Genomic DNA, 20,839 nt, shown 5'->3' with positions numbered 1-20,839 from the left:
TTATAACAAACCATTCAGTTTGTCAGTAAAAACATTAGCAGAAGCTAATGCGGATTATTAATTTTTAACACGCTAAGCGACCTTAGATGAGATGACGTTTATCTAACATGCTTCGTTTTAAAGCGTTTAGGTTTTAAAGCGCGGCGTGTATTGAGCTTTTGTTTTTTAAAGGTTCCTTTCGGTTGAAAAGAAGGCACAAGATGGTGTTTTCCATTCCCAATTAAATTCGCCTTTCCCATTGATTTTAACGCCTCACGCAATAAAGGCCAGTTTTCAGGATCATGATAACGTAGAAACGCTTTATGCAGCCGCCGTTGTTTGATTCCCTTGGGAATATTAATATTTCCCTGTGTGCGGTTAATTTTATGTAAGGTATCTTTACCTGAATGATACATTGCGGTTGCAATTGACATCGGTGAGGGTAAAAAAGCCTGAACTTGATCGGCCTTAAACCCATGACGCTTTAACCATAACGCTAAATTCATCATGTCTTTATCGCTTGTCCCAGGATGAGCGGCAATAAAATAAGGAATCAAATACTGTTCTTTATTGGCTTCGTTTGAAAATTTATCAAAAAGGGTTTTAAAACGATCATAAGTCCCCATTCCTGGCTTCATCATTTTTGATAAAGGCTCTGATTCGGTATGTTCGGGCGCAATTTTTAAATACCCGCCGACATGATGGGTGACGAGTTCTTTTATGTATTCAGGTGACTCAACCGCTAAATCATAACGCAAACCCGAGGCAATAAATATTTTTTTAATCCCTTTTAATTTACGAGCGCGTTGATAAAGTTTAATTAACGGCGCGTGATCGGTATTTAAATTAGAACAAATGCCTGGATAAACACAGGAAGGCTTACGACAAGAGGCTTCTATTTTGGGATCTTTACAGGCAAGGCGATACATATTTGCTGTTGGCCCCCCTAAATCCGAAATATGGCCTGTGAAATTAGGGGAGGTATCACGAATAGCCTCAATTTCTTTAATAATTGAATCTTCTGAACGACTTTGAATAATTCGCCCTTCATGTTCCGTGATTGAGCAAAAGGTACAGCCTCCAAAACAGCCTCGCATAATATTAACGGAATGCTGAATCATTTCAAAGGCGGGAATATTCGCTTTTTGATAATGACTATGCGGCAAGCGAGAGTACGGTAAATCAAATACCCCATCCATTTCTTCCGTGGACAGTGGAATCGGTGGCGGGTTTACCCAAATATGTCGTGAACCATGCTGTTGAATGAGCGGTAAGGCGTTACCTGGGTTTGTTTCGCCATGCATAACGCGTGACGCATGGGCATATAAAATAGCATCATTTTTTAAGGCTTCGTAGGCAGGTAAACGAATAACGGTTTTATCTCGCTTATCGGGCGTTATTTGTTTTGAAAAATAAATCACCTGTTCATTGTTAGCCGACTTATCGGGCTTAGTGTCACAACTGGGTTCTGCTTGATAAGGGTCTATAGGCGGATTAATTTTTGCAGGTTTATCAATTTCTGTGGAGTCTTTAGTGAGCCAGCCAACAGGGACTTGTTTAACAAAATGAACCGTGCCACGAATCCCCTTTAAATCCGTTATTTTTTCACCTTTCCCTAGCCGTTGAGCCAGTTCAACAATTTGACGTTCTGCATTCCCATAAACTAATAAATCGGCTTTAGAATCCATTAAGACCGATTTACGTACATTATCAGACCAATAATCATAATGGGCAATACGACGTAAACTGGCCTCAATGCCGCCGATAATAATAGGTACATTTTTATAGGCTTCTCGACAACGGTGTGAATAAACATTCACCGCCCGATCAGGACGTTTCCCACCTTCGCCATTTTGAGTATAAGCATCATTAGAGCGAATTTTTTTATCAGCGGTATAACGATTCACCATTGAATCCATATTTCCCCCTGTGACCCCAAAAAATAACTTAGGACAGCCCAGTTGTTTAAAATCCTCCGCACTTTTCCAATCAGGTTGAGAAATAATACCAACTCTAAAGCCTTGTGCTTCTAATAAACGCCCAATTAAGGCCATTCCAAAACTAGGATGATCAATATAGGCATCGCCTGTGACTAAAATAACATCACATTCATCCCAGCCTAATTGATCCATTTCATCACGACTCATGGGTAATTCAGAAGCCGTCCCCAATCGCTGCGCCCAGTATTTTCGGTAACTAAATATATTTTTAACCTTGGTCATCATAAGATAGGCCCTGTTTGAGTAAGCTGTTTTTGAATGGTGAGAGAAGGGGTTTTAAAGGGGGTGTCTTTATTGTGTTGGGGGGTTAGTTTCATCTTTATTGTTCCAAAATGTCCAAGCCTAGGGAGTCAGAAGCCTCATAATCTTGACCTGTTTTTAACCCCGTGAAATCAAATAAATCACGATCGGCTAATTGTGAGGGGGCAATGTTTTGTAAACTGCCAAATATAGATTCCAAACGACCTGGAAATTGTTTGTCCCATTGATTGAGCATCACTTTCATCGCTTGACGTTGTAGATTAGCTTGTGAACCACATAAGTTACAAGGAATAATAGGGAAGTCTTTATACGATGAAAAACGCTCAATATCCTTTTCACGGCAATAGGCTAAGGGACGAATAACGATATTTTTTTTATCATCACTTAATAATTTAGGCGGCATTGCTTTTAATTTTCCACCATAAAAAATATTAAGGAAAAAAGTTTCTAAAATATCATCCCGATGATGCCCTAGTGCAATTTTAGTCACGTTATTTTCAGCCGCATAGCCATATAAACTCCCCCGACGTAAACGCGAACAAAGACTACACGTTGTTTTTCCTTCAGGGATAATACGTTTTACAATGCTATAGGTATCGTATTCTATAATATGATAAGGCACGGACAGCGATTTTAAATAATCAGGAAGAACCTGTTCAGGAAAATCAGGTTGCTTTTGATCTAAATTTACCGCGACAATATCAAAATCAATCGGAGCGGTTTTTTGTAAATTTAAAAGAATTTCTAATAAGGTATAGGAATCTTTTCCGCCTGATAAACAGACCATGACTTTATCACCCGCTTCGATCATGCTGTAATCAGCAATGGCACTACCGACTTGATGACGTAACCGTTTTTGTAATTTATTAAGTTCAAGGCGGGATTTTTTAGCAGAGTGGGGCATAAATAAAACAAAGATAGTAAAGACAAGCGGTTAAGAATAACACAGTCATCTCATTTGACTTAACAATCACGATCAAAATTAATTGGAAATCAATTGAAATTTAAATACCCTTTATTTACTCAGTTTTTTAGTCAATGTCCTCAGATTAAAGTCCCGCCTCTGCTAAAAAATAAATTTATAACCCTTATGATTACCTTAAAATTCAATACATTGAGTTTTCGACTGCTCTTTTCGACGGGTTTGGTAATGGCGGCTTTTTTTATACTTGCCTTACTCGTTTTAGAACGGGGATTTCGTAATAGTGCTGAACAAACCTTAAAGGAAAAATTACAAATTCAAGTTTATGCCTTGTTATCGGTTGCAGAAATGAGTCCTTCTGGAAAGTTAAAAATGCCGCAACATCTCCAAGAATCTCGATTATCAAACCCCAGTTCAGGTCTTTATGCTGTCATACGACGCTCTAGCCATAAATTAATTTGGAAATCAAAATCAGCTATTGCTGTTGATGTTATGCCATTAACGGATTTTAGTGCCGGTGAAGCTGTTTTTTTAGAAGATAAACAACAACGCTTTGTCTTGCATTATGGATTTATTTGGGAGAAAAAACAGGGGCTTCCTAGAAAATATGTTATTTCGATTGCAGAGGATGGTTTTTTTGTGAGCCATCAAATTGAACGTTTTCGCTCAACACTTAGAGTCTGGTTTTTTTCAGTCGGTTTAGTGTTGGTTTTAATTCAATTTACCGTTCTACACTGGGGATTAAAACCACTTAGACGCATTGTGAGCGATTTAGCGGCTATTGAAGCGGGGGAAAAAAATAGCCTAGATGGTTACTATCCAGAAGAATTATCAGGGTTAACCTATAATTTAAATGTTTTTATTACGAATGAACGAGCGCATTTAGAGCGTTATCGTAATACATTAGCTGATTTATCACACAGCTTAAAAACGCCGTTGGCCATTTTAAACAGTAGTGTGGAAACAAATAATTTGCCTAAAAAAGTCATGCAATTTCAAATTTCAAGAATGAATGACATTATTGAATATCAATTACAAAAAGCTGCTGCTAAAGGACAAAAAAAATTAACAGGGGCGATTAATACCCATAGTATTGTTAAAAAAATTGTCACTTCTTTAGATAAAGTTTATTTTGATAAAAAAATTAGTTTTGAATTTGAAGTTAGTGGCTCACAACAGGTTTATTGTGAAGAGGGCGATATGTATGAAATTGCAGGAAATTTATTAGATAATTCAGCTAAATGGTGTCAGGGACGTATTAAGATTCGCTTATTTTCTTTAAATAAAAGGTTAACACAAGACTATTCTTTTTTATTGCAAATTGAAGATGATGGCTGTGGTATTGCCGAAGATAAGCTTTCTGAAATTTTAAAAAGAGGGGTGAGAGCCGATGAGAATATTGATGGTCATGGAATAGGAATGGCGGTTGTTTATGAGTTAATTGAATTATTGGGGGGAGAGTTATTAGGCGGAAGGAGTGACTCTTTAGGGGGGGTGAGGTGGCAAGTTTATTTTCCTTAGTTTCATTGGGCTGAGATCGCTTTAAACGACTTATTTTAAATGAGAATAATCACGCTTTGTTTGAAAATAAATGAGTAAAATCATTTTATGACAGGCAATAAAAAAGGCTTAGCAAAAAAATTGCTAAGCCTTTTAAATTATGGAGCTGATGATGGGACTCGAACCCGCGACCGGTTGATTACAAATCAACTGCTCTACCAACTGAGCTACATCAGCAAAGATTGACCATTATACTGATTTTTTTTCATTTGAAAAGTGTTTTTTTATTTATTTTTAAAATAACTTTATTTTTAAGGTTCTTTTAAAAATAAAATTCCATAAAAAAGGGCTTGATAACCAAAGCTACCAAGCCCTTTTCTAACACTACAACTTAGAGCTGAATAGAAGATGTTGAGCTAGAAACTTTTTGTTTTGAGCCATCTGGGTCATCCATACATCCTGATAAACCAACAATCATTAATGTCATTGCTAAGAGCGATAATACTTTTTTCATAATGTTCTCCAAAAGGTTTTTATATTTATTATTAAATGTACTGTGTTAAGCACAGGGTAATTTATATCATGGCTGATGGGAAAGATGCAATCATAAAATTAATTTTAAAGTGAATTGATGTCTTTAGGTGCTGTTATTTTAATCTCTCCTTGATGCCATTTAGCCGTTCCTATTGTTTTCCATTTCCCCGATAAATTATTGTTTAATAAGTTCTTAACCCAAATAGAAGGGGCTTGTATTTTTTTTAATTTAAGATTAAAAACAACCGTATTCAGCTCAAGTTCAGATTTTACTCCCCAGAAAGCGGTGACTTTCATAATAAATTTATGCAAGCGTTGACGGTCTATATTGGGGGTTATTGCGATGTTTGCCCACATAGAATGGACTCGCCCCCAATTAGGCGCGGCTAATCGGCCTTCTGGCGTTACAAAGGGTAGCCAGTGTTCGTTCCCTTTCTCATCTAGGTAGGTAATCGCCAAAATATGATTATAGCCCTCAAAATGGTCATGTAGATAGAGTGCGTGGGGGGTGATACCAACAAAACTCTGACTAATCATAATTAACGAGTTACTAATACCCGCTAAGGTATGGGTTATCGGGGATTTTTTAAGATCAACGTTAAAGCGATAAAGTAACCCATAATGAATTGAACTGTTAAGTTGCAAAATAAACAGAATAATTAATACTTTGGTGACCACACGAAGGCGTTTTTTTAACAATCGTAAATCATCGACACTAAACAAACGATCATAAAGCATGGGCGTTATCGTTGTTAAAGGGATTTCACATGTTTCATCACAGCGAACTCTTAAGCGAGAATCTGCAATTTGACGGTATTTTTTATGGGCTATTTTAAAAACGTGAGGCTGTTTAAGTAAGTAACCTAAGCCGCATAAATATCGCATGTGAATAAAAATTTGAGCATACGTTGCAACCCCTGCATACCGTTGATTGTTATTATCAACCGCATAAAGATCGGTTAATAGTGTTTTTGAGTCGATGGAGTCCAGTGCGGAACAGTGAGCTGCAAAACTTTGCGCCCCCTTAAAATCAATCGTATTTAAAAGATCAAAATGATTCAAAATTAAAATAGTTCGATTGCACAAAGGGCATTGCTCATCATAAAAAACCTGTAAGGACGGTTGTTTTGATTGGAGCCATTCTGCGATGTGTCGATAATAGGAAAAAGGGAGGACTAGGACGTAAAAAATGAGCATACCTAACCCAAACGGGTAGATATTGAAACTAAGGGTGATCCCAAAGTGTAAACCGAAACCGATTAAAAAATAAAGGAGTCGTAGCTTTTTAAATGAAAATAAAAAAATAAAACTAAATTGAAAAACAAGGATCGTATAGCCAATCGTTTTTTGTAGCCATTCAATATTAAGTAACCATGACATGTTAAGGGCAGAAACGTAATAAGGCAAGGATGAGGGCAGCCACGCGCCTAAGCCATTGCGCCAATGTTCTGCAAATAGTTTATGAATAGCCGAATCAACGTATAAAAACCCCAAACAGATAATAATGGGTAAATAATAAGCTAACGCACTGACAACGGGTTTTTTATAGTTTGAATAATGAACAAAAGGCGTTTGTAATTTTTGGCGTAAGGAGTCAATGGCAAAGGCTTTATCAAGTGGCATAAAAATCAAAAAGAAATTTGCCCCAATCATAAACAGATCAAAACCGCCATCAAAATCACGTTGCATTGGGGTGAAATGTACAAATATCACCCAAAAAATATAGTTAGTAATGATCGAAAATTGGCAACGATAGCCAATGATAATAAAACTAGCAATAATAGCCCAAAGACATAAAAAGAAAGGAATCATTGGAAATTCAACGTCTATATAGGGAATAGGGTCAAAAATTAAATGATTGAAATATAATAAAAAAAGGATTTCTTGGAGGGTGACAAGACCAAATAAAAGTCGAAATAGACCAATCCCAGAAGCTGGGGCATTAGTTTGGTGTGTTTTAAGGAGTTTGGAGAACAATAATTTATACATTTTCTATCGCTAACGCGCTGGAGAAAATTATAAATTATAGGGTATTTAGGAAAAGGATAGAATCTTTAAAATAAAGACCGTTACCAATAATATATTGACAACGGTCTCGATATAGCTCGAAAAAGCTAGATCTTACTCTTCTTCTTCTGGCTCTGCAAAGACCCACTTTACGAAGAAATAGCCTGCGGTAATAACGACAAGTGCTCCGACCATACCTTCTGGCTCTTTTAACATTTCTGTTATGTCTAAGATCGCTCCCATGAGTGTCCTACCTTATATTTTTGTTGTAATATGAATAAATGCGCCATTTTATTGGCACTCGAAGGGCTTATGTTACTTTAGAGAGTCCTAATGTCAAGTTAAATTACACTAAAACCTTACTGTATATATAGATTTAAAGCATTTTTAAAATAAAAAATAGTAAGGGATAACCTATCTTTTCGCAGCATTTTTTAAGCTTTATACTTTCAATTCTGAATCATCGCAATATAAGTGTTTGTTAAATGGGCGTACGTAGATTAAACTTAGCGTTTAAGATAAGAGAGTTAAGAATTAGGCTCTATGACTATGTGTTAAACAAATAGGGGGCGTATAAATACAGTCCACCCAAAAAACACACATTAAAATTTAGCGTAACTTTGTTTAACTTTACAGAGGTAACCGTTGAAAATTCAATAGTGTGAGTAGATTTAGTAGTGTGTCTACAGATTATTTTAAACGTTTAGTAGGGGTACTTATTTTAATTTAGGTGCTTTAGATTGATATATTTTTATAACAAAAATAACAAGAGGTAAAGAAAATGGTTTTTGGTGGAATAATCTCTATTTTGATAGCGATATGGATTTTTAGAACGGCAAGGGATGCAAAAACAGGTAACACATTTTATTGGGTTGCAGGAAGTGTGGTCTTATTTTTAGTCGTACAAACGATTATGATTTATTTCAATGCAATGATTATTGAAATTTTTGATGGTGACGTAAGTACTGAATATGATAATGCAGGCGGTCTTAATTCAAGAGATAATAGTGATACAGCAGGACTGCAATCAGGAACAGGCGGAACTTTAATTGGTATTATATTTGAGTTATTACCGTTCATGGTTTCTTTTTTCGTCATTGCGGTACTTAGATTATTGGTTATGTTAAAACAACCTTTTGGGTTTATGTCTTTATTTGGTGGTATTAAAGAAACATTTGTGGGTATTGGTGATAGTTTTAAAATCAGTGACGAGGCGGCAGTGAAAGTCCCTCCATCTGAAAATGAAGATACAAAAGAATAAGTGATTATTTTTTTAAATTCAAAGCCCAAGTGTTTAGCTTGGGCTTTTTTGCTTAAGAACTCGTGATAAAATTAACAATAGACTTGTTCTTCTAAATAAAATATATTAAAATCAATTGCTTATATATACTTGATAACACTCACAATCAGTTGATACAGCCTAATAAATAAACTTTAAATTAAATTATTAAAAATAATAAATAAGCTTTATAATAAATTTCTATAAAAAATAAAAATCAAAGTATAACATGAAAATAAAAGAAATTTTACCAAGAATTTATGATGATAGACAGTTAAGAGCTTTAACAGGATTAAAAACAGAACATTTTATTTTACTATTATCTCTATTTGAAAAGACCCTTATTGAAGATCAAAAAGAAAAACATGAAAATAAAGAAAGAAAATACGGTAGTGGTTTAGATAGCACATTAAAAACACCCGCAGACAAATTATTATTTATATTAAATTATATGAAGTGTTATTCTACTTTCGATCACTTAGGGTTTTCTTTTAATATGAATAAATCATGCGCCCATACTCATGTATACAAATTATTTCCAATTTTAATAAAGACGTTAGATATATTTAATGTTTTACCTGCAACAAGTTTTTCAACCCCTGAAGAAATGCAGCAGGCTTTTGGCGGAGTTCAAACATTGATAATAGATACTACAGAGCGTGCTGTACAACGCCCTAGTGACTATGAAGAACAAAATGAATTTTACAAAACAGCATACAATTAAAAATACCACTATAGCTTCTTTAGGTCATTTAATTTTATATATTGGGGTTAGTTTTCCAGGTAAAAATCATGATTATGGAATGTTTAAAAAAGAATTTAATCCAGAATTAAATTGGTTTAGTAATTTTAATATATTTATTGATTTAGGTTATTTGGGGTTTAATAATGAATATAAAACTAATTCGGTAAATATTCCTCATAAAAAACCAAATAAATCTAAGCATAATCCAAACCCAACATTAACAGAAAATCAAAAAAAAGAAAACAAAGATATGAGTCGTGAAAGAGTCATTGTTGAGCATGTAATCGGTGGAATGAAAAGATATAGATGCCTAGTTGACAAGTTTAGAAATAAAAAAGAAGGTGTAAAAGATTTATTTTCTTTTTTAGCGGCTATCCTATGGAATTTTAACATGATATATTAACTTCTTCTTAAAGAACAAGTCTAATAGCAATTAAGCTGATAATAAAAAAAATAGTCGTTATAATTCCTACAAAAATATAGCTTGATAGCTTACCATTCGTAAAATCCTGTTCTTGATTGGTTTTACTTTGCACCCCAATAAACGCAGCAAGAACGCTTTTAACCACTTGAAAAAAAGTAGATGTTGACATAACTAGTCTCTCCTCATTCAATAATTTTAGAAAATTATAATATATCCTGCTTAAGCCTTTAAGCAACATTTAACTTATCTCCTTACATTCTATAGAGCTTGTACCTTATGACTACTCACGAATTATTAAAAGATCAATTATCCAAACGCATCCTATTTTTAGATGGCGCAATGGGCACAATGATTCAAAGTTATCAGCTCGAAGAAGCCGATTATCGAGGCACACGCTTTAAAGACTGGGACAGTGATCTAAAGGGTAATAATGATTTATTATCCTTAACCCAGCCTGATATCATCAAGGACATTCATATCGCCTATTTAGATGCAGGCGCAGATATTGTTGAAACCAATACCTTTAATTCAACCACGATTGCGATGGCGGATTATTCAATGGCCTCGTTAGCGTATGAAATTAATTTTGAATCGGCACGTTTGGCAAAAGAAGCCTGTGCAGAAGTCACCGCAAAAAATCCCGCCAAACCGCGTTTTGTTGCAGGCGTTTTAGGGCCGACTAATCGTACCGCATCCATGTCGCCCGAAGTGAATGATCCAGGTTTTAGAAATATTCATTTTGATGATTTAGTCATCGCCTACACTGAAGCGGTGAAAGGATTGATTGAAGGCGGCGCGGATATTATTCTAATTGAAACCGTTTTTGATACCCTTAATGCGAAAGCGGCTATTTTTGCCGTCGATCAATTTTTTGAAACCTGCGGGGAAAAATACCCCGTGATGATTTCAGGCACGATTACCGATGCTTCAGGGCGAACTTTATCAGGACAAACCGCCGCTGCATTTTGGTATTCTTTACGACATATTAACCCCATTTCAATCGGTTTTAACTGTGCTTTAGGGGCAACCGAATTACGTCAATATATTGAAGAATTATCGACGATTGCGGATACCTATATTTCAGCGCACCCGAATGCAGGCTTACCCAATGAATTTGGTGAATATGATGAAACTCCTGAACAAATGGCGGCTGAAATTGGCGATTGGGCCGCCAATGGATATTTAAATATTATTGGTGGTTGTTGTGGTACATCCCCTGCCACCATTACTGCGATTGTTAACGCCGTTGAAAAACATCCGCCACGAAAAATTCCAAATTTAGAAAAGCAATGCCATTTAGCAGGCTTAGAGCCGATGAGCATTACGAAAGATAGCTTATTCATTAATATTGGTGAACGCACTAATATTACAGGTTCAGCGCGATTTAAACGCTTAATTATTGCAGAAGACTATGAAACTGCTTTAGAGGTTGCCCGCGACCAAGTGGCCAATGGCGCGCAAATTATCGACATCAACATGGATGAAGGCATGTTAGATTCTAAAGCGGCGATGGTCCGCTTTTTACATTTAATTGCCGCCGAACCTGATATTGCCAAAGTGCCGATTATGTTGGATTCATCTAAATGGGATATTTTAGAAGCGGGTTTAAAATGTATTCAAGGCAAAGGCGTGGTTAATTCCATTTCAATCAAAGAAGGCGAGGCTAATTTTATTAAGCAAGCCAACTTAATTCGTCGCTATGGGGCGGCGGCGATTGTGATGGCCTTTGATGAACAAGGTCAAGCGGATACCAAAGCTCGCAAAATAGAAATTTGTACACGGGCTTATAAAATATTAACCGAACAAGTGGGTTTTCCGCCTGAAGATATTATTTTTGACCCGAATGTTTTTGCCATAGCCACTGGCATTGATGAGCATAATAATTACGGCGTTGATTTTATTGAAGCCACGAAAGAAATTAAAAAAACCTTACCCCACGCCATGATTTCAGGCGGGGTTTCTAATGTCTCGTTTTCTTTTCGAGGCAATAACGCCGTTCGTGAAGCGATTCATGCGGTCTTTTTATATCATGCCATTCATGTCGGTATGGACATGGGGATTGTGAATGCGGGACAACTGGCTATCTATGCTGATATTCCCACGGATTTACGTGATGCCGTTGAAGATGTGGTGTTAAATCGTCATGGAGAAGGAACTGAAAAATTATTAGAGTTGGCTGATAAATACCGAGGTGATGGCACGAGTGCCTCTAAAAAAGAAGATTTAGAATGGAGAACGTGGGAAGTTAATAAACGTTTGGAACACGCGCTGGTAAAAGGCATTGCCGATTATGTCGAAGAAGATGCCGAAGCCGCCCGCTTAGTCTCGGAAAAAACCTTACATGTTATCGAAGGCGCATTGATGGATGGCATGAATGTGGTTGGGGATTTATTTGGCGCGGGTAAAATGTTTTTACCGCAGGTGGTTAAATCTGCACGGGTGATGAAAAAAGCAGTCGCGTATTTAATGCCGTATATGGAAGCTGAAAAAGACGGTAAAATTCGCAGTAATGGCAAGATTTTAATGGCCACGGTAAAAGGTGATGTGCATGATATTGGTAAAAATATTGTCGGCGTGGTTTTGCAGTGTAATAACTATGAAGTGATTGATCTAGGAGTCATGGTTGCCGCTGATACGATTTTGAAAGCCGCGCGTGAACATAAGGTTGATATTATTGGTTTAAGTGGTTTAATTACGCCGTCATTAGATGAAATGGTGCATGTGGCGAAAGAAATGCAGCGTCAGGGGTTTACTGTTCCGTTGTTAATTGGCGGAGCAACCACGTCTAAAGCGCATACGGCGGTTAAAATTGAACCGAATTATAAGGGATCAAGTATTTACGTCACCGATGCGTCGCGCAGTGTTGGTGTGGTGAGTAAGTTATTAAGTGATACTTTAAAAGACGGTTATGTTGATCAGATTCGTAGTGATTATGACAAGGTTCGAGAGCGTCATAAAGGGCGTAAAGCGGCGATTAAACAGCATAATTTAACGGCAGCCAGAGAAAATAAACATAAAATTAACGCCACTGAAATTGTGAAACCTGCTTTTTTAGGGGAAAAAGTTTTTGATAACGTGTCGTTAGCAACGTTAGCTGAGTATATTGACTGGAGTCCATTTTTTCAAACGTGGGAATTATCAGGTCGCTATCCGAAAATTTTAACCGATGAATTAGTCGGTAAAGAAGCGCAAAATTTATTTAATGATGCGCAAGCGATGTTAAAACAAATTATTTCTGAAAAGTGGTTAACCGCACGGGCGGTGATTGGTTTTTTCCCAGCCAATAGTCAAGGGGATGATATTCTTATTTATACGGATGAAAGTCGAGATGAAGTTTCAGAGACGCTTCATCATTTGCGTCAACAAAATATTAAAGCCCCTGGACAAGCAAATTTTTGTTTAGCGGATTTTGTTGCGCCCGTTGAGACCCATAAGACCGATTATATGGGAGGCTTTGCGGTCACCACAGGTATTGGTATTGAAGCTAAGTTAACCGAGTTTGAATTAGATTATGATGATTATAGTTCGATTATGTTGAAAGCGTTGGCGGATAGGTTAGCCGAGGCTTTTGCGGAATATATGCACCAGCAGGTTAGAAAAGATCATTGGGGCTATGCTGATGATGAAACGCATAGTAATGAGGATTTAATTGGGGAATCTTATCGCGGTATTCGTCCTGCACCCGGTTATCCTGCGTGTCCAGATCATACTGAAAAAGAAAAATTATTTGAGTTATTAAATGTAACCACAAATACAAGTATAGAATTGACAGAATCGTATGCCATGTACCCGACAGCCGCAGTCAGTGGTTGGTATTTTGCTCATCCAGAGTCACGGTATTTTAATGTAGGTAAGATTGCAGAAGATCAGTTAAGTGATTATGCGCGTCGTAAAGGCATGACGGAAGACGTAGCCAAGCGTTGGTTAGCGGCACATTTGCATCATTAATTTATACGCCTTCAATCTTAGGATAAAAAATGCACACGTTTAAGAATTTTAAAAACTTTGCTGATGTTGAGATTGATTTATCCAAACCGATGACGCTGTTGATTGGGCGAAATGGGTCAGGGAAGTCTAATTTGATTGAGGGTGTGCAATTATCTGTTTGGCTAATGAATAATGTCGAGCCTTATGAAATTACCGATATTGAGCGAGGTAATAAATTTGAAGTTCGAGGAGGAATACAGGGTTGCTTTCGTCAAGGACATCATACATTTGAAATTGGCTTTAAAGATGAAATTGATAGTAAAAATGTTCGCTATGTTATTCAGGTTAATTTAAAACCTGAGATTTCTCAAGAATCGAGTTTTAAACCAATTGATAATGTAATAAAGGGCATATCAAGCTATTTAGCTGAATACGACCATGTTTTTTTTTATGATTTTTACCCACAACTCATGCGTCAATATTCGCTGACAGGATTAAAGCAACTCAGTAAAAATGGGGCAAATATTTCATCGGTGTTATATCATCTACAAAAAAATACGCCCGATATACTGCAAAGTATTTTAGAACGCATTAAAGAGCTTCCTGAAGAATCTTTTGTTAGTTTTGAATTTATAACAACGTCTGATGATAGTGATGTGTTATTTGCTTTAAAATATCCTAATGGGGAAGTGATTAATGCCAAATTATTATCCGATGGTACGCTTCGCGCTTTAGCTATTCTTACAGCCTTAGAAACTGTCTTCGAGGGTTCACGAGTTATTATTGAAGAAATTGACAATGGTATTCATGCATCAAGAACTCAGGTTTTACTTAATGCAATTTGGGAAACCAGTCATCGTCGAAATCTAAAAACTCTGATTACCACTCACAATTCAGCAACTTTAGATGGCTTAGAAGGTGAACAATTAAGTTCTGTGGTTATTTGTCATTATGATAAAGAGACTCAATCGGCAAAATTAACCCCATTTTTTGAATTACCTCATGTTGAGGTTTTATTACAAAAAGGTAACTTAGGCGGATTAGTCACCCGAAATGTTATAGAGCAATACTTAGATCCAAAGTTTGAAGAAAAACGACAAGAAAAAATGCAAAGTTGGTTGGAGTCTATCGAATGAGCCAGCGAATGTTTGTCATTGATACCAGTTATTTATTGGAATTATTTAAAGTCGGTAAAGATTGGGACGAAGACGCTCATACAAAGATTAAAGAAAAATTTTCAGAAGAGCAACAGGCAGGAAGTCAGTTTTATTTTCCTATTCCTGTTTTATTTGAATTTGCGAATCATATTGCCGATGCCAAAAATCGTTCAACCGTCATTAAAAATTTTAACGGTTTAATCGAACAATGTTTAGATGATGAACTGCCCTTTTTTATTACCCCTTGTAGTAATGCGGATTCAGTTTCAGATTTTATTAAGGATTTATGTCGTGTTATCAATCGGTTTAGTGACGAGTTTGTACAACAGCAACTTGGTTTAACGGATGTAAGCATTATTACTGAATGTGAGCATTTAAAAAAACAATATAAAGTATCAAATTGTAAAATTCATATTTGGACACGACATCAAGCATTAAAAGCGCGTGAACAAGATTCTGAACTTAATGCGTTTGTCCTATAAAAATTATCTCGAACAGTTAAAATAAATTCATGACTAAAATAATCGCGATTAGTAATCAAAAAGGAGGGGTCGGTAAAACTACAACAGCCGTAAAATTAGCCGCTTCTTTAGCATTTGAAAAAAAGAAAGTTTTACTTATAGATTTTGACCCACAAGGCAGTGCTTCAATGGCGTGTGGTGTAGATAAAAACGAAATAAACTACAGCAGTTGTGATTTATTATTAAACGACACGCCTATTTCTAAAATTATCATTACTAATGAGGAACTTGGTTTTTCGGTTATTGCGGGAAATGCTGATTTAACGGATGCAGAAGTCGAGTTAATGAATGTAAAAAATAAAGAACATCGTTTAGCTGACGCGCTCTTACCGATTAAAAATAAATATGATTATATTCTGATTGATTGCCCTCCTTCCTTAAATAGGTTAACTCTCAATGCTATGGTTGCCGCGAAAAGTGTTTTGATTCCGATGCAATGTGAATATTATGCGTTGGAAGGCTTAACCGCATTAATAAGTACCATTAGAACGATTAAAGAAACAATTAATCCTAAGTTACATTTGGAAGGCGTTTTGCGGACAATGTTTGATAACCACAGTCATTTAACACAAAATGTTTCGGCGCAATTAATTGAATATTTTGCTGATAAAGTATTTACGACAACCATTCCTAGAAATATTTGTTTAGTCCAAGCTCCTAGTCATGGGCTTCCTGCTTTAACGTATGATAAAAGTTCACAGGTTACATCAGCCTATCTTGAATTAGCCGTTGAATTAATTAAAAAAGAGAATAACGTTGGCAAGCTGTACAATTAGATAAAAAAGCAATCATGACGATTACATTGATTGAAAACATTCAACGTGAAGATTTAAACCCTTAAGACGCCGCTGCCGCTTTAAAAATTACGGGAGGCCTCTTTATGGTCACATTAACTATTAACCGATACTTTAAATGCCAAGGTGGCTATTTAACATAAAAAATGACACAAAATTTTAGTCATTAGTGATGCAAGCCTTGATGAATGAGATGGAATTTTAGAAAATTTTAATATAACGCCTTAAAAATACCTTATTGCTACCCTATATATGACAAATAAAATAACACCGACCGATAAAATAGAAAATATTCCTGCCGAAATTGATATAGATGGCGCGCAAAATATTAATAAAATTCGTGATATTCTTTTTGGTGCAGAAATGCGTAAAAATAATAGCCGTTTTAGTTCGTTAGAAGTCAACCTAAGCAAGGAATCTGCGCATTTACGAGACGATATGGAACAGCGAATGTCGTCCTTAGAAAACCTGATTCAACGCGAATTTGAAACCTTAAGTGATAAGCTGGATCTTGAGAAAAAAGAACGTCAAAAAAGTTTATCTTCTATGGAAAGTTCGTTGAAAAAAGCGGATGATTTATTGAATCAACGTTTAGATGAATTAGAAAATAAAAGTTTGGATGAGATTCGTAAACTTCGTAATCAAGAGCATGAAAACGTTAAAGGGTTACGTCAGAACTTGCATCAATTACGTGAAGAAACGAATGCTTTAATTGAAAAAGAGTTGGATATTTTGCGAAAAACTAAAATTGATAAAGCCAGCATTGCTTCATTATTTGCTAGTGATAATCTTTAAATTTGTCCTGTGACTGAACAAAACGATGCGAAAATTAAAGAGGAGGAGCTTCCTTTTAATTATCGTATTGAACAAAAAAGTTATGATGTTTTAAAAAATCTGCTAACCTCTGAAGAGGATCATAGGCTTGAGGCGTTAGAATTTTATTTTAAAACCCCTAAAGCACTTGCTAAAAAAATTGCGTTAGCCTTACCCAAAGCAATACGACAAGCGGATAATGAATCATTACGAGATTCCTTAGATGAAGCACTCCATGATACGGTACAAACCTGTTTAATTGAATCGGTTCACCGAGAACCTGAGCTTTATGTGGACGCGCTTTATCCTGTTATTCTGCCGATGATTAAAAAATCAATTGCAGAAGCGTTTAAAGAGGTGATGCAATCTTTAAACTCAGCGATTGAACAAGGGTTATCGATTAATCGTTTCAGTTGGCATTTTCAGGCATGGCGAACAGGAATGCCTTATCGTGAAATCGTTTTACGAAATACATTAGCCTATCGGGTTGAACAAGCTTTTTTAATTCATCGGGAAACGGGTTTATTGTTACGTCATGTGTCTAATGAAGGGATTGATGAAATACGCGATAGTGATGCGGTTTCTGCAATGCTTACCGCTATTCAAGATTTTACCCAAGATTCATTTTCGGTTAATCAAACCGAAAAATTAGATACGGTGGAGATAGGGGATTACACGGTTTATTTAGATCGCGGAGCTTATGCCATGCTTGCTTGCGTGATTCAAGGTATTCCACCTTATTCATTAAGAGATCATTTTGAGACTATTTTAGGCAATATTCACCAACAACACATTCGTTTATTAACTAAATTTGAAGGGGATAGTGAGCCTCTTGAAGTGATTGATGCGGACTTACAAAAATGTTTATTATCTGAACAAAAACAAGGGGATGAAAAATCATCTGTTTCAGGACGTTATATTTTAATTCCGCTCTTATTGATTTTTATAGTCATCGGTTATTGGAGCTATGATAACTGGAAATTTGAACAGCGGCGTGAAAATTATTTACAGTTATTGCAAAAACAACACGGTATTATCGTTACCTATAATGCACTTCAAAATGGAGAGTTATTGATAAAAGGACTCTATGACCCCTTAATTATTCATCCTGATAAACTGCTTGAAAAATCAAGTTTACAAACGGATGAAGTCACCACTGACTGGCAGGCTTATCATTCATTAGCCCCTGCTATTGTTGAGCAACGTTTAAAACAAACGTTACACGCTCCGCCTTTAGTGAATGTACATTTAGACGATACCTTATTAACCTTAACAGGTGTTGCCGATAAAACATGGATTAATAATTTAACCACGATTACCCCCGTTTTAAGTGGCGTAACGGCGATTGATTACCAACAATTACAAAATTACCCGTACTTTATTACACAACAATTGAAGGTTCCTGAAACGGTTAATGTCTTTTTTAATCAAGGCGCGTTAAAATTAGAAGGTATCTCCTCCATTGCATGGCGGAATACCTTAGAGGAAAACATAGCAAAACTGAGTTTTATTACAGATTACAACGTGGATAAACTGGATATTATTGAAGAAAAACAACTTAAAATGTTGACTGAAAAACTTGAAAACCAAGCTATTTATTTTACGGATGGGGCTAAGCTCACTGAAAAACAATCTAAAGATTTACTTAACTCCGTTAACCTAATAATAGAAATGGGTAGCTTAAGTAATCAATTAGATCAAACCATGTATCTTGTGATTACAGGTCATACGGATGGATTAAATTCGACAAAATACAATACAGCCTTAGGACAAAAACGGGCTGAAAAAATTATTAACTATTTAAAACAACATTCAATATCTATTGAAATGATTATTGCTAGTGAGTTATCACAATCACGGCGAGGCAATAAATTACAACGTAAAGTTGATTTTGCGGTCATTTTTACTCAGGAAAAACAAACGAAAAAATGAAAATACTACAGAAAAAAATTTGTGTCCTTGGTGATTTTGGTGTGGGTAAAACCAGTCTAGTCGGACGTTTTGTGAAAAATGAATTTTCGGAAAAATATCTAACCACCGTCGGTGTAAAAATGGATACCAAATTAGTAACGCTGAATGACGCATTAAAAGTTAAACTTATTATTTGGGATATTGCAGGTGAAAATGCCTTTAAAAAAATATCTCAAACTTACTTACGCGGGGCAGCGGGTTTTTTATTAGTCATTGATGGGACTCGACTGAGTACTTTAGAAGCCGCTTTAGATATTAAGCATAATATTTTGCAATTATTAGGGGATATTCCTTTTGTGGCTTTAATTAATAAAGTGGATATAAAAGAACAATGGGAAATCAATAATGAACACTTATCTCGCTTAAATGCCGATGAAACTCAAATTTTTTTCACCAGTGCTAAAAGTGGTGAACAAGTCGAAGAAGCCTTTAACTTACTAAGTAACGCATTAGCCTTATGAAGAACTTACCCTTATCTATACAAAATTATTTATCCAGTTTATGGTTAGGGGCAGGTAAATTTGCCTACATAACTTTTGATTGTCAAGGACATATAAAAAGTTGGCATTCTGATATTGAACATTATGGTTTAAAAAATTTACATCTGAGTGATAATATCAGCGAAAAGTTAATTTTTTTAGAAGGCTGGTTTTCTTGTGATGAGAATGATGATGTTTTTATTTTAGATTTTGTTAATTTTGAAGACGGGGTGGTTGCTGATATTCATATTTTGCCCGCAAAAGATGAAACCTATATCCTTTTTATTGATGTCAGTGAAAAATTTCAACAGCGTCAGGCGTTACAACAAGAACGCCATAATATTGAGTTGTTAAATCTGCAACAATCTAAAAATATTGAATTATTACGGCAAACACAGCAAGAACTCGAAGCCCGAAAAAAACAGGCTGAAATGGCAAATGAGTCTAAAACTAAATTATTATCGTATATCACCCATGATTTACGCACCCCACTGTCGGCTATTTTAGGCTTCGCTCAATTTTTAGAAGCGGGTATTTTTGGCGAGCTTAACCAAAAACAACGGGATTGTGTTAATAATATGTTAGGTGCGGGAACGCATATGACTGGGTTAATTAATGAAATTTTAGAAGTCGCTCGACTTGAAAATGGAAATATAGAACTTTCTACGGAGTCAGTTGCTGTTGATGAAATCACCCAAGACTGTTTAAATTTATTAGAGCCTATTGCTCAAAAACAATCCATTAAACTTATTAACCGTATTCAACATCCTGTAAAAATTCAGGTGGATCGTAAGTGTTTTAAACAGATTCTAATTAATCTAATTAATAATGCGATTAAATATAATCGAAAAAATGGCTGTATTATTGTTCGTTATAAAATTGTAAATGAAAAATTACGAATTTGTATTAAAGATACGGGAATTGGAATTACAGAGGATAAAATAGATCATATTTTTCAGCCTTTCGTTAGATCCTTAGACTCAGAGCAAGAAAAACTAATAGAAGGCGATGGCATTGGGTTAAGTGGTTGTAAACGATTAATCGGGTTAATGTCAGGGTCATTAAGTGTGCGAAGTGAACTCAATATAGGCAGTGTTTTTTATGTTGATTTTCCTTTAAGTTTTCATTGTTATGGTAGGAATAATTATTATACCCCCCAGCGATTAATTTATTTTTATGATGACATTATTCATTTTGAATTATTATGTAACCTTCTAACACCCTATCCAAGTTATGAACTGATTGGCTACCGTCATGGTGAAGATATGGGGTCATTGACGATTGATAATGAAATAACATTCATGTTAATTGATATTGATAACAACGATGTTGCTGGTAAATTAAGACAATTACAGCTATTAGAAAAACACATTAAACCCAAAGCAACACTGGCTGTTTTTGAAAAGCATACAGATGCGTTTGCAATCAAATACGTTTTAGAGCAAACCTATATTGAGGATTATCTTATTCGACCGTTTGATTTTAATCAGCTATTAGATATTCTTGAGCCTTAGTGATGTAAAGTA

General features: G+C 35.7%; 18 protein-coding genes and 1 tRNA gene. 12 read left to right on the top strand and 7 right to left on the bottom strand.

Annotation, left to right across the window (positions count from 1 at the left end; all coding sequences use genetic code 11):
* Positions 1–98 precede the first annotated feature (98 nt).
* Both Q9M50_14740 and ttcA read right to left on the bottom strand, forming a co-directional pair.
* Positions 99–2,201: a YgiQ family radical SAM protein gene (locus Q9M50_14740; protein ID MDQ7091870.1), complete on the bottom strand. Its 2,103-nt coding sequence runs from the start codon at positions 2,199–2,201 to the stop codon at positions 99–101.
* Between the two features lie 97 nt (positions 2,202–2,298).
* Entirely contained in the window at positions 2,299–3,144 is an 846-nt protein-coding gene (gene ttcA / locus Q9M50_14735) for a tRNA 2-thiocytidine(32) synthetase TtcA (protein ID MDQ7091869.1), read from the bottom strand.
* 186 nt (positions 3,145–3,330) lie between these two features.
* Here ttcA and Q9M50_14730 point away from each other — a divergent pair, with 186 nt between their 5' ends.
* A complete protein-coding gene (locus Q9M50_14730; GenBank protein ID MDQ7091868.1) occupies positions 3,331–4,683 on the top strand; it encodes an ATP-binding protein in 1,353 nt (450 codons plus the stop codon).
* 140 nt (positions 4,684–4,823) lie between these two features.
* Here Q9M50_14730 and Q9M50_14725 read toward each other — a convergent pair.
* The 4 genes from Q9M50_14725 to Q9M50_14710 all read right to left on the bottom strand — a co-directional run bounded on the left by Q9M50_14725 (position 4,824) and on the right by Q9M50_14710 (position 7,446).
* Positions 4,824–4,899, bottom strand: a tRNA-Thr gene (locus tag Q9M50_14725).
* 154 nt (positions 4,900–5,053) lie between these two features.
* The gene (locus tag Q9M50_14720) at positions 5,054–5,176 is read right to left on the bottom strand and encodes a hypothetical protein (GenBank protein ID MDQ7091867.1); all 123 of its coding nucleotides are present in this window, start codon (positions 5,174–5,176) and stop codon (positions 5,054–5,056) included.
* 104 nt (positions 5,177–5,280) lie between these two features.
* Entirely contained in the window at positions 5,281–7,185 is a 1,905-nt protein-coding gene (locus Q9M50_14715; GenBank protein ID MDQ7091866.1) for a DCC1-like thiol-disulfide oxidoreductase family protein, read from the bottom strand.
* A gap of 132 nt (positions 7,186–7,317) precedes the next feature.
* On the bottom strand, positions 7,318–7,446 hold the full coding sequence (locus tag Q9M50_14710) for a hypothetical protein (protein MDQ7091865.1): 129 nt from the start codon (positions 7,444–7,446) through the stop codon (positions 7,318–7,320).
* Between the two features lie 538 nt (positions 7,447–7,984).
* On the opposite strand from Q9M50_14710, the gene Q9M50_14705 reads away from it, so the two are divergent.
* The 3 genes from Q9M50_14705 (at position 7,985) to Q9M50_14695 (ending at position 9,630) form a co-directional block, all read left to right on the top strand.
* On the top strand, positions 7,985–8,464 hold the full coding sequence (locus tag Q9M50_14705) for a hypothetical protein (GenBank protein MDQ7091864.1): 480 nt from the start codon (positions 7,985–7,987) through the stop codon (positions 8,462–8,464).
* A 247-nt stretch (positions 8,465–8,711) separates the two neighbouring features.
* Complete coding sequence (locus Q9M50_14700) at positions 8,712–9,206, top strand: transposase family protein (protein ID MDQ7091863.1); 495 nt, start codon at positions 8,712–8,714, stop codon at positions 9,204–9,206.
* On the top strand, positions 9,178–9,630 hold the full coding sequence (locus Q9M50_14695; protein ID MDQ7091862.1) for a transposase family protein: 453 nt from the start codon (positions 9,178–9,180) through the stop codon (positions 9,628–9,630). Before Q9M50_14700 ends, Q9M50_14695 begins: the two co-directional genes overlap by 29 nt.
* 7 nt (positions 9,631–9,637) lie before the next feature.
* Here the strand turns inward: Q9M50_14695 and Q9M50_14690 are convergent, their stop codons facing one another.
* On the bottom strand, positions 9,638–9,820 hold the full coding sequence (locus Q9M50_14690; protein ID MDQ7091861.1) for a DUF2970 domain-containing protein: 183 nt from the start codon (positions 9,818–9,820) through the stop codon (positions 9,638–9,640).
* A gap of 107 nt (positions 9,821–9,927) precedes the next feature.
* On the opposite strand from Q9M50_14690, the gene metH reads away from it, so the two are divergent.
* The 8 genes from metH to Q9M50_14650 all read left to right on the top strand — a co-directional run bounded on the left by metH (position 9,928) and on the right by Q9M50_14650 (position 20,827).
* The gene (gene metH, locus Q9M50_14685) at positions 9,928–13,599 is read left to right on the top strand and encodes a methionine synthase (protein MDQ7091860.1); all 3,672 of its coding nucleotides are present in this window, start codon (positions 9,928–9,930) and stop codon (positions 13,597–13,599) included.
* Positions 13,600–13,628: 29 nt separating this feature from the next.
* Positions 13,629–14,714, top strand: coding sequence for an AAA family ATPase (locus tag Q9M50_14680; GenBank protein MDQ7091859.1), 1,086 nt, complete (start codon positions 13,629–13,631; stop codon positions 14,712–14,714).
* Positions 14,711–15,217 carry a hypothetical protein gene (locus tag Q9M50_14675; protein MDQ7091858.1) on the top strand — a complete coding sequence of 169 codons (507 nt, stop codon included), beginning with the start codon at positions 14,711–14,713 and terminating at the stop codon, positions 15,215–15,217. Before Q9M50_14680 ends, Q9M50_14675 begins: the two co-directional genes overlap by 4 nt.
* A 29-nt stretch (positions 15,218–15,246) precedes the next feature.
* Positions 15,247–16,032: an AAA family ATPase gene (locus Q9M50_14670; GenBank protein MDQ7091857.1), complete on the top strand. Its 786-nt coding sequence runs from the start codon at positions 15,247–15,249 to the stop codon at positions 16,030–16,032.
* A gap of 270 nt (positions 16,033–16,302) precedes the next feature.
* The gene (locus Q9M50_14665) at positions 16,303–16,845 is read left to right on the top strand and encodes a hypothetical protein (protein ID MDQ7091856.1); all 543 of its coding nucleotides are present in this window, start codon (positions 16,303–16,305) and stop codon (positions 16,843–16,845) included.
* A 9-nt stretch (positions 16,846–16,854) separates the two neighbouring features.
* The gene (locus tag Q9M50_14660; GenBank protein ID MDQ7091855.1) at positions 16,855–18,795 is read left to right on the top strand and encodes an OmpA family protein; all 1,941 of its coding nucleotides are present in this window, start codon (positions 16,855–16,857) and stop codon (positions 18,793–18,795) included.
* Positions 18,792–19,295, top strand: a complete 504-nt coding sequence (locus Q9M50_14655; protein MDQ7091854.1) for a Rab family GTPase — start codon at positions 18,792–18,794, stop codon at positions 19,293–19,295. Before Q9M50_14660 ends, Q9M50_14655 begins: the two co-directional genes overlap by 4 nt.
* Positions 19,292–20,827: a HAMP domain-containing sensor histidine kinase gene (locus Q9M50_14650; GenBank protein ID MDQ7091853.1), complete on the top strand. Its 1,536-nt coding sequence runs from the start codon at positions 19,292–19,294 to the stop codon at positions 20,825–20,827. Before Q9M50_14655 ends, Q9M50_14650 begins: the two co-directional genes overlap by 4 nt.
* The last annotated feature ends 12 nt before the right edge of the window (positions 20,828–20,839 follow it).

The sequence above is a fragment of the Methylococcales bacterium genome, assembly GCA_030949405.1.
In the GTDB taxonomy this organism is placed as follows: domain Bacteria; phylum Pseudomonadota; class Gammaproteobacteria; order Methylococcales; family Methylomonadaceae; genus WTBX01.
The sequence above is the reverse complement of the archived record's forward strand: the minus strand, read 5'-3'. Positions and strand labels throughout refer to the sequence as shown.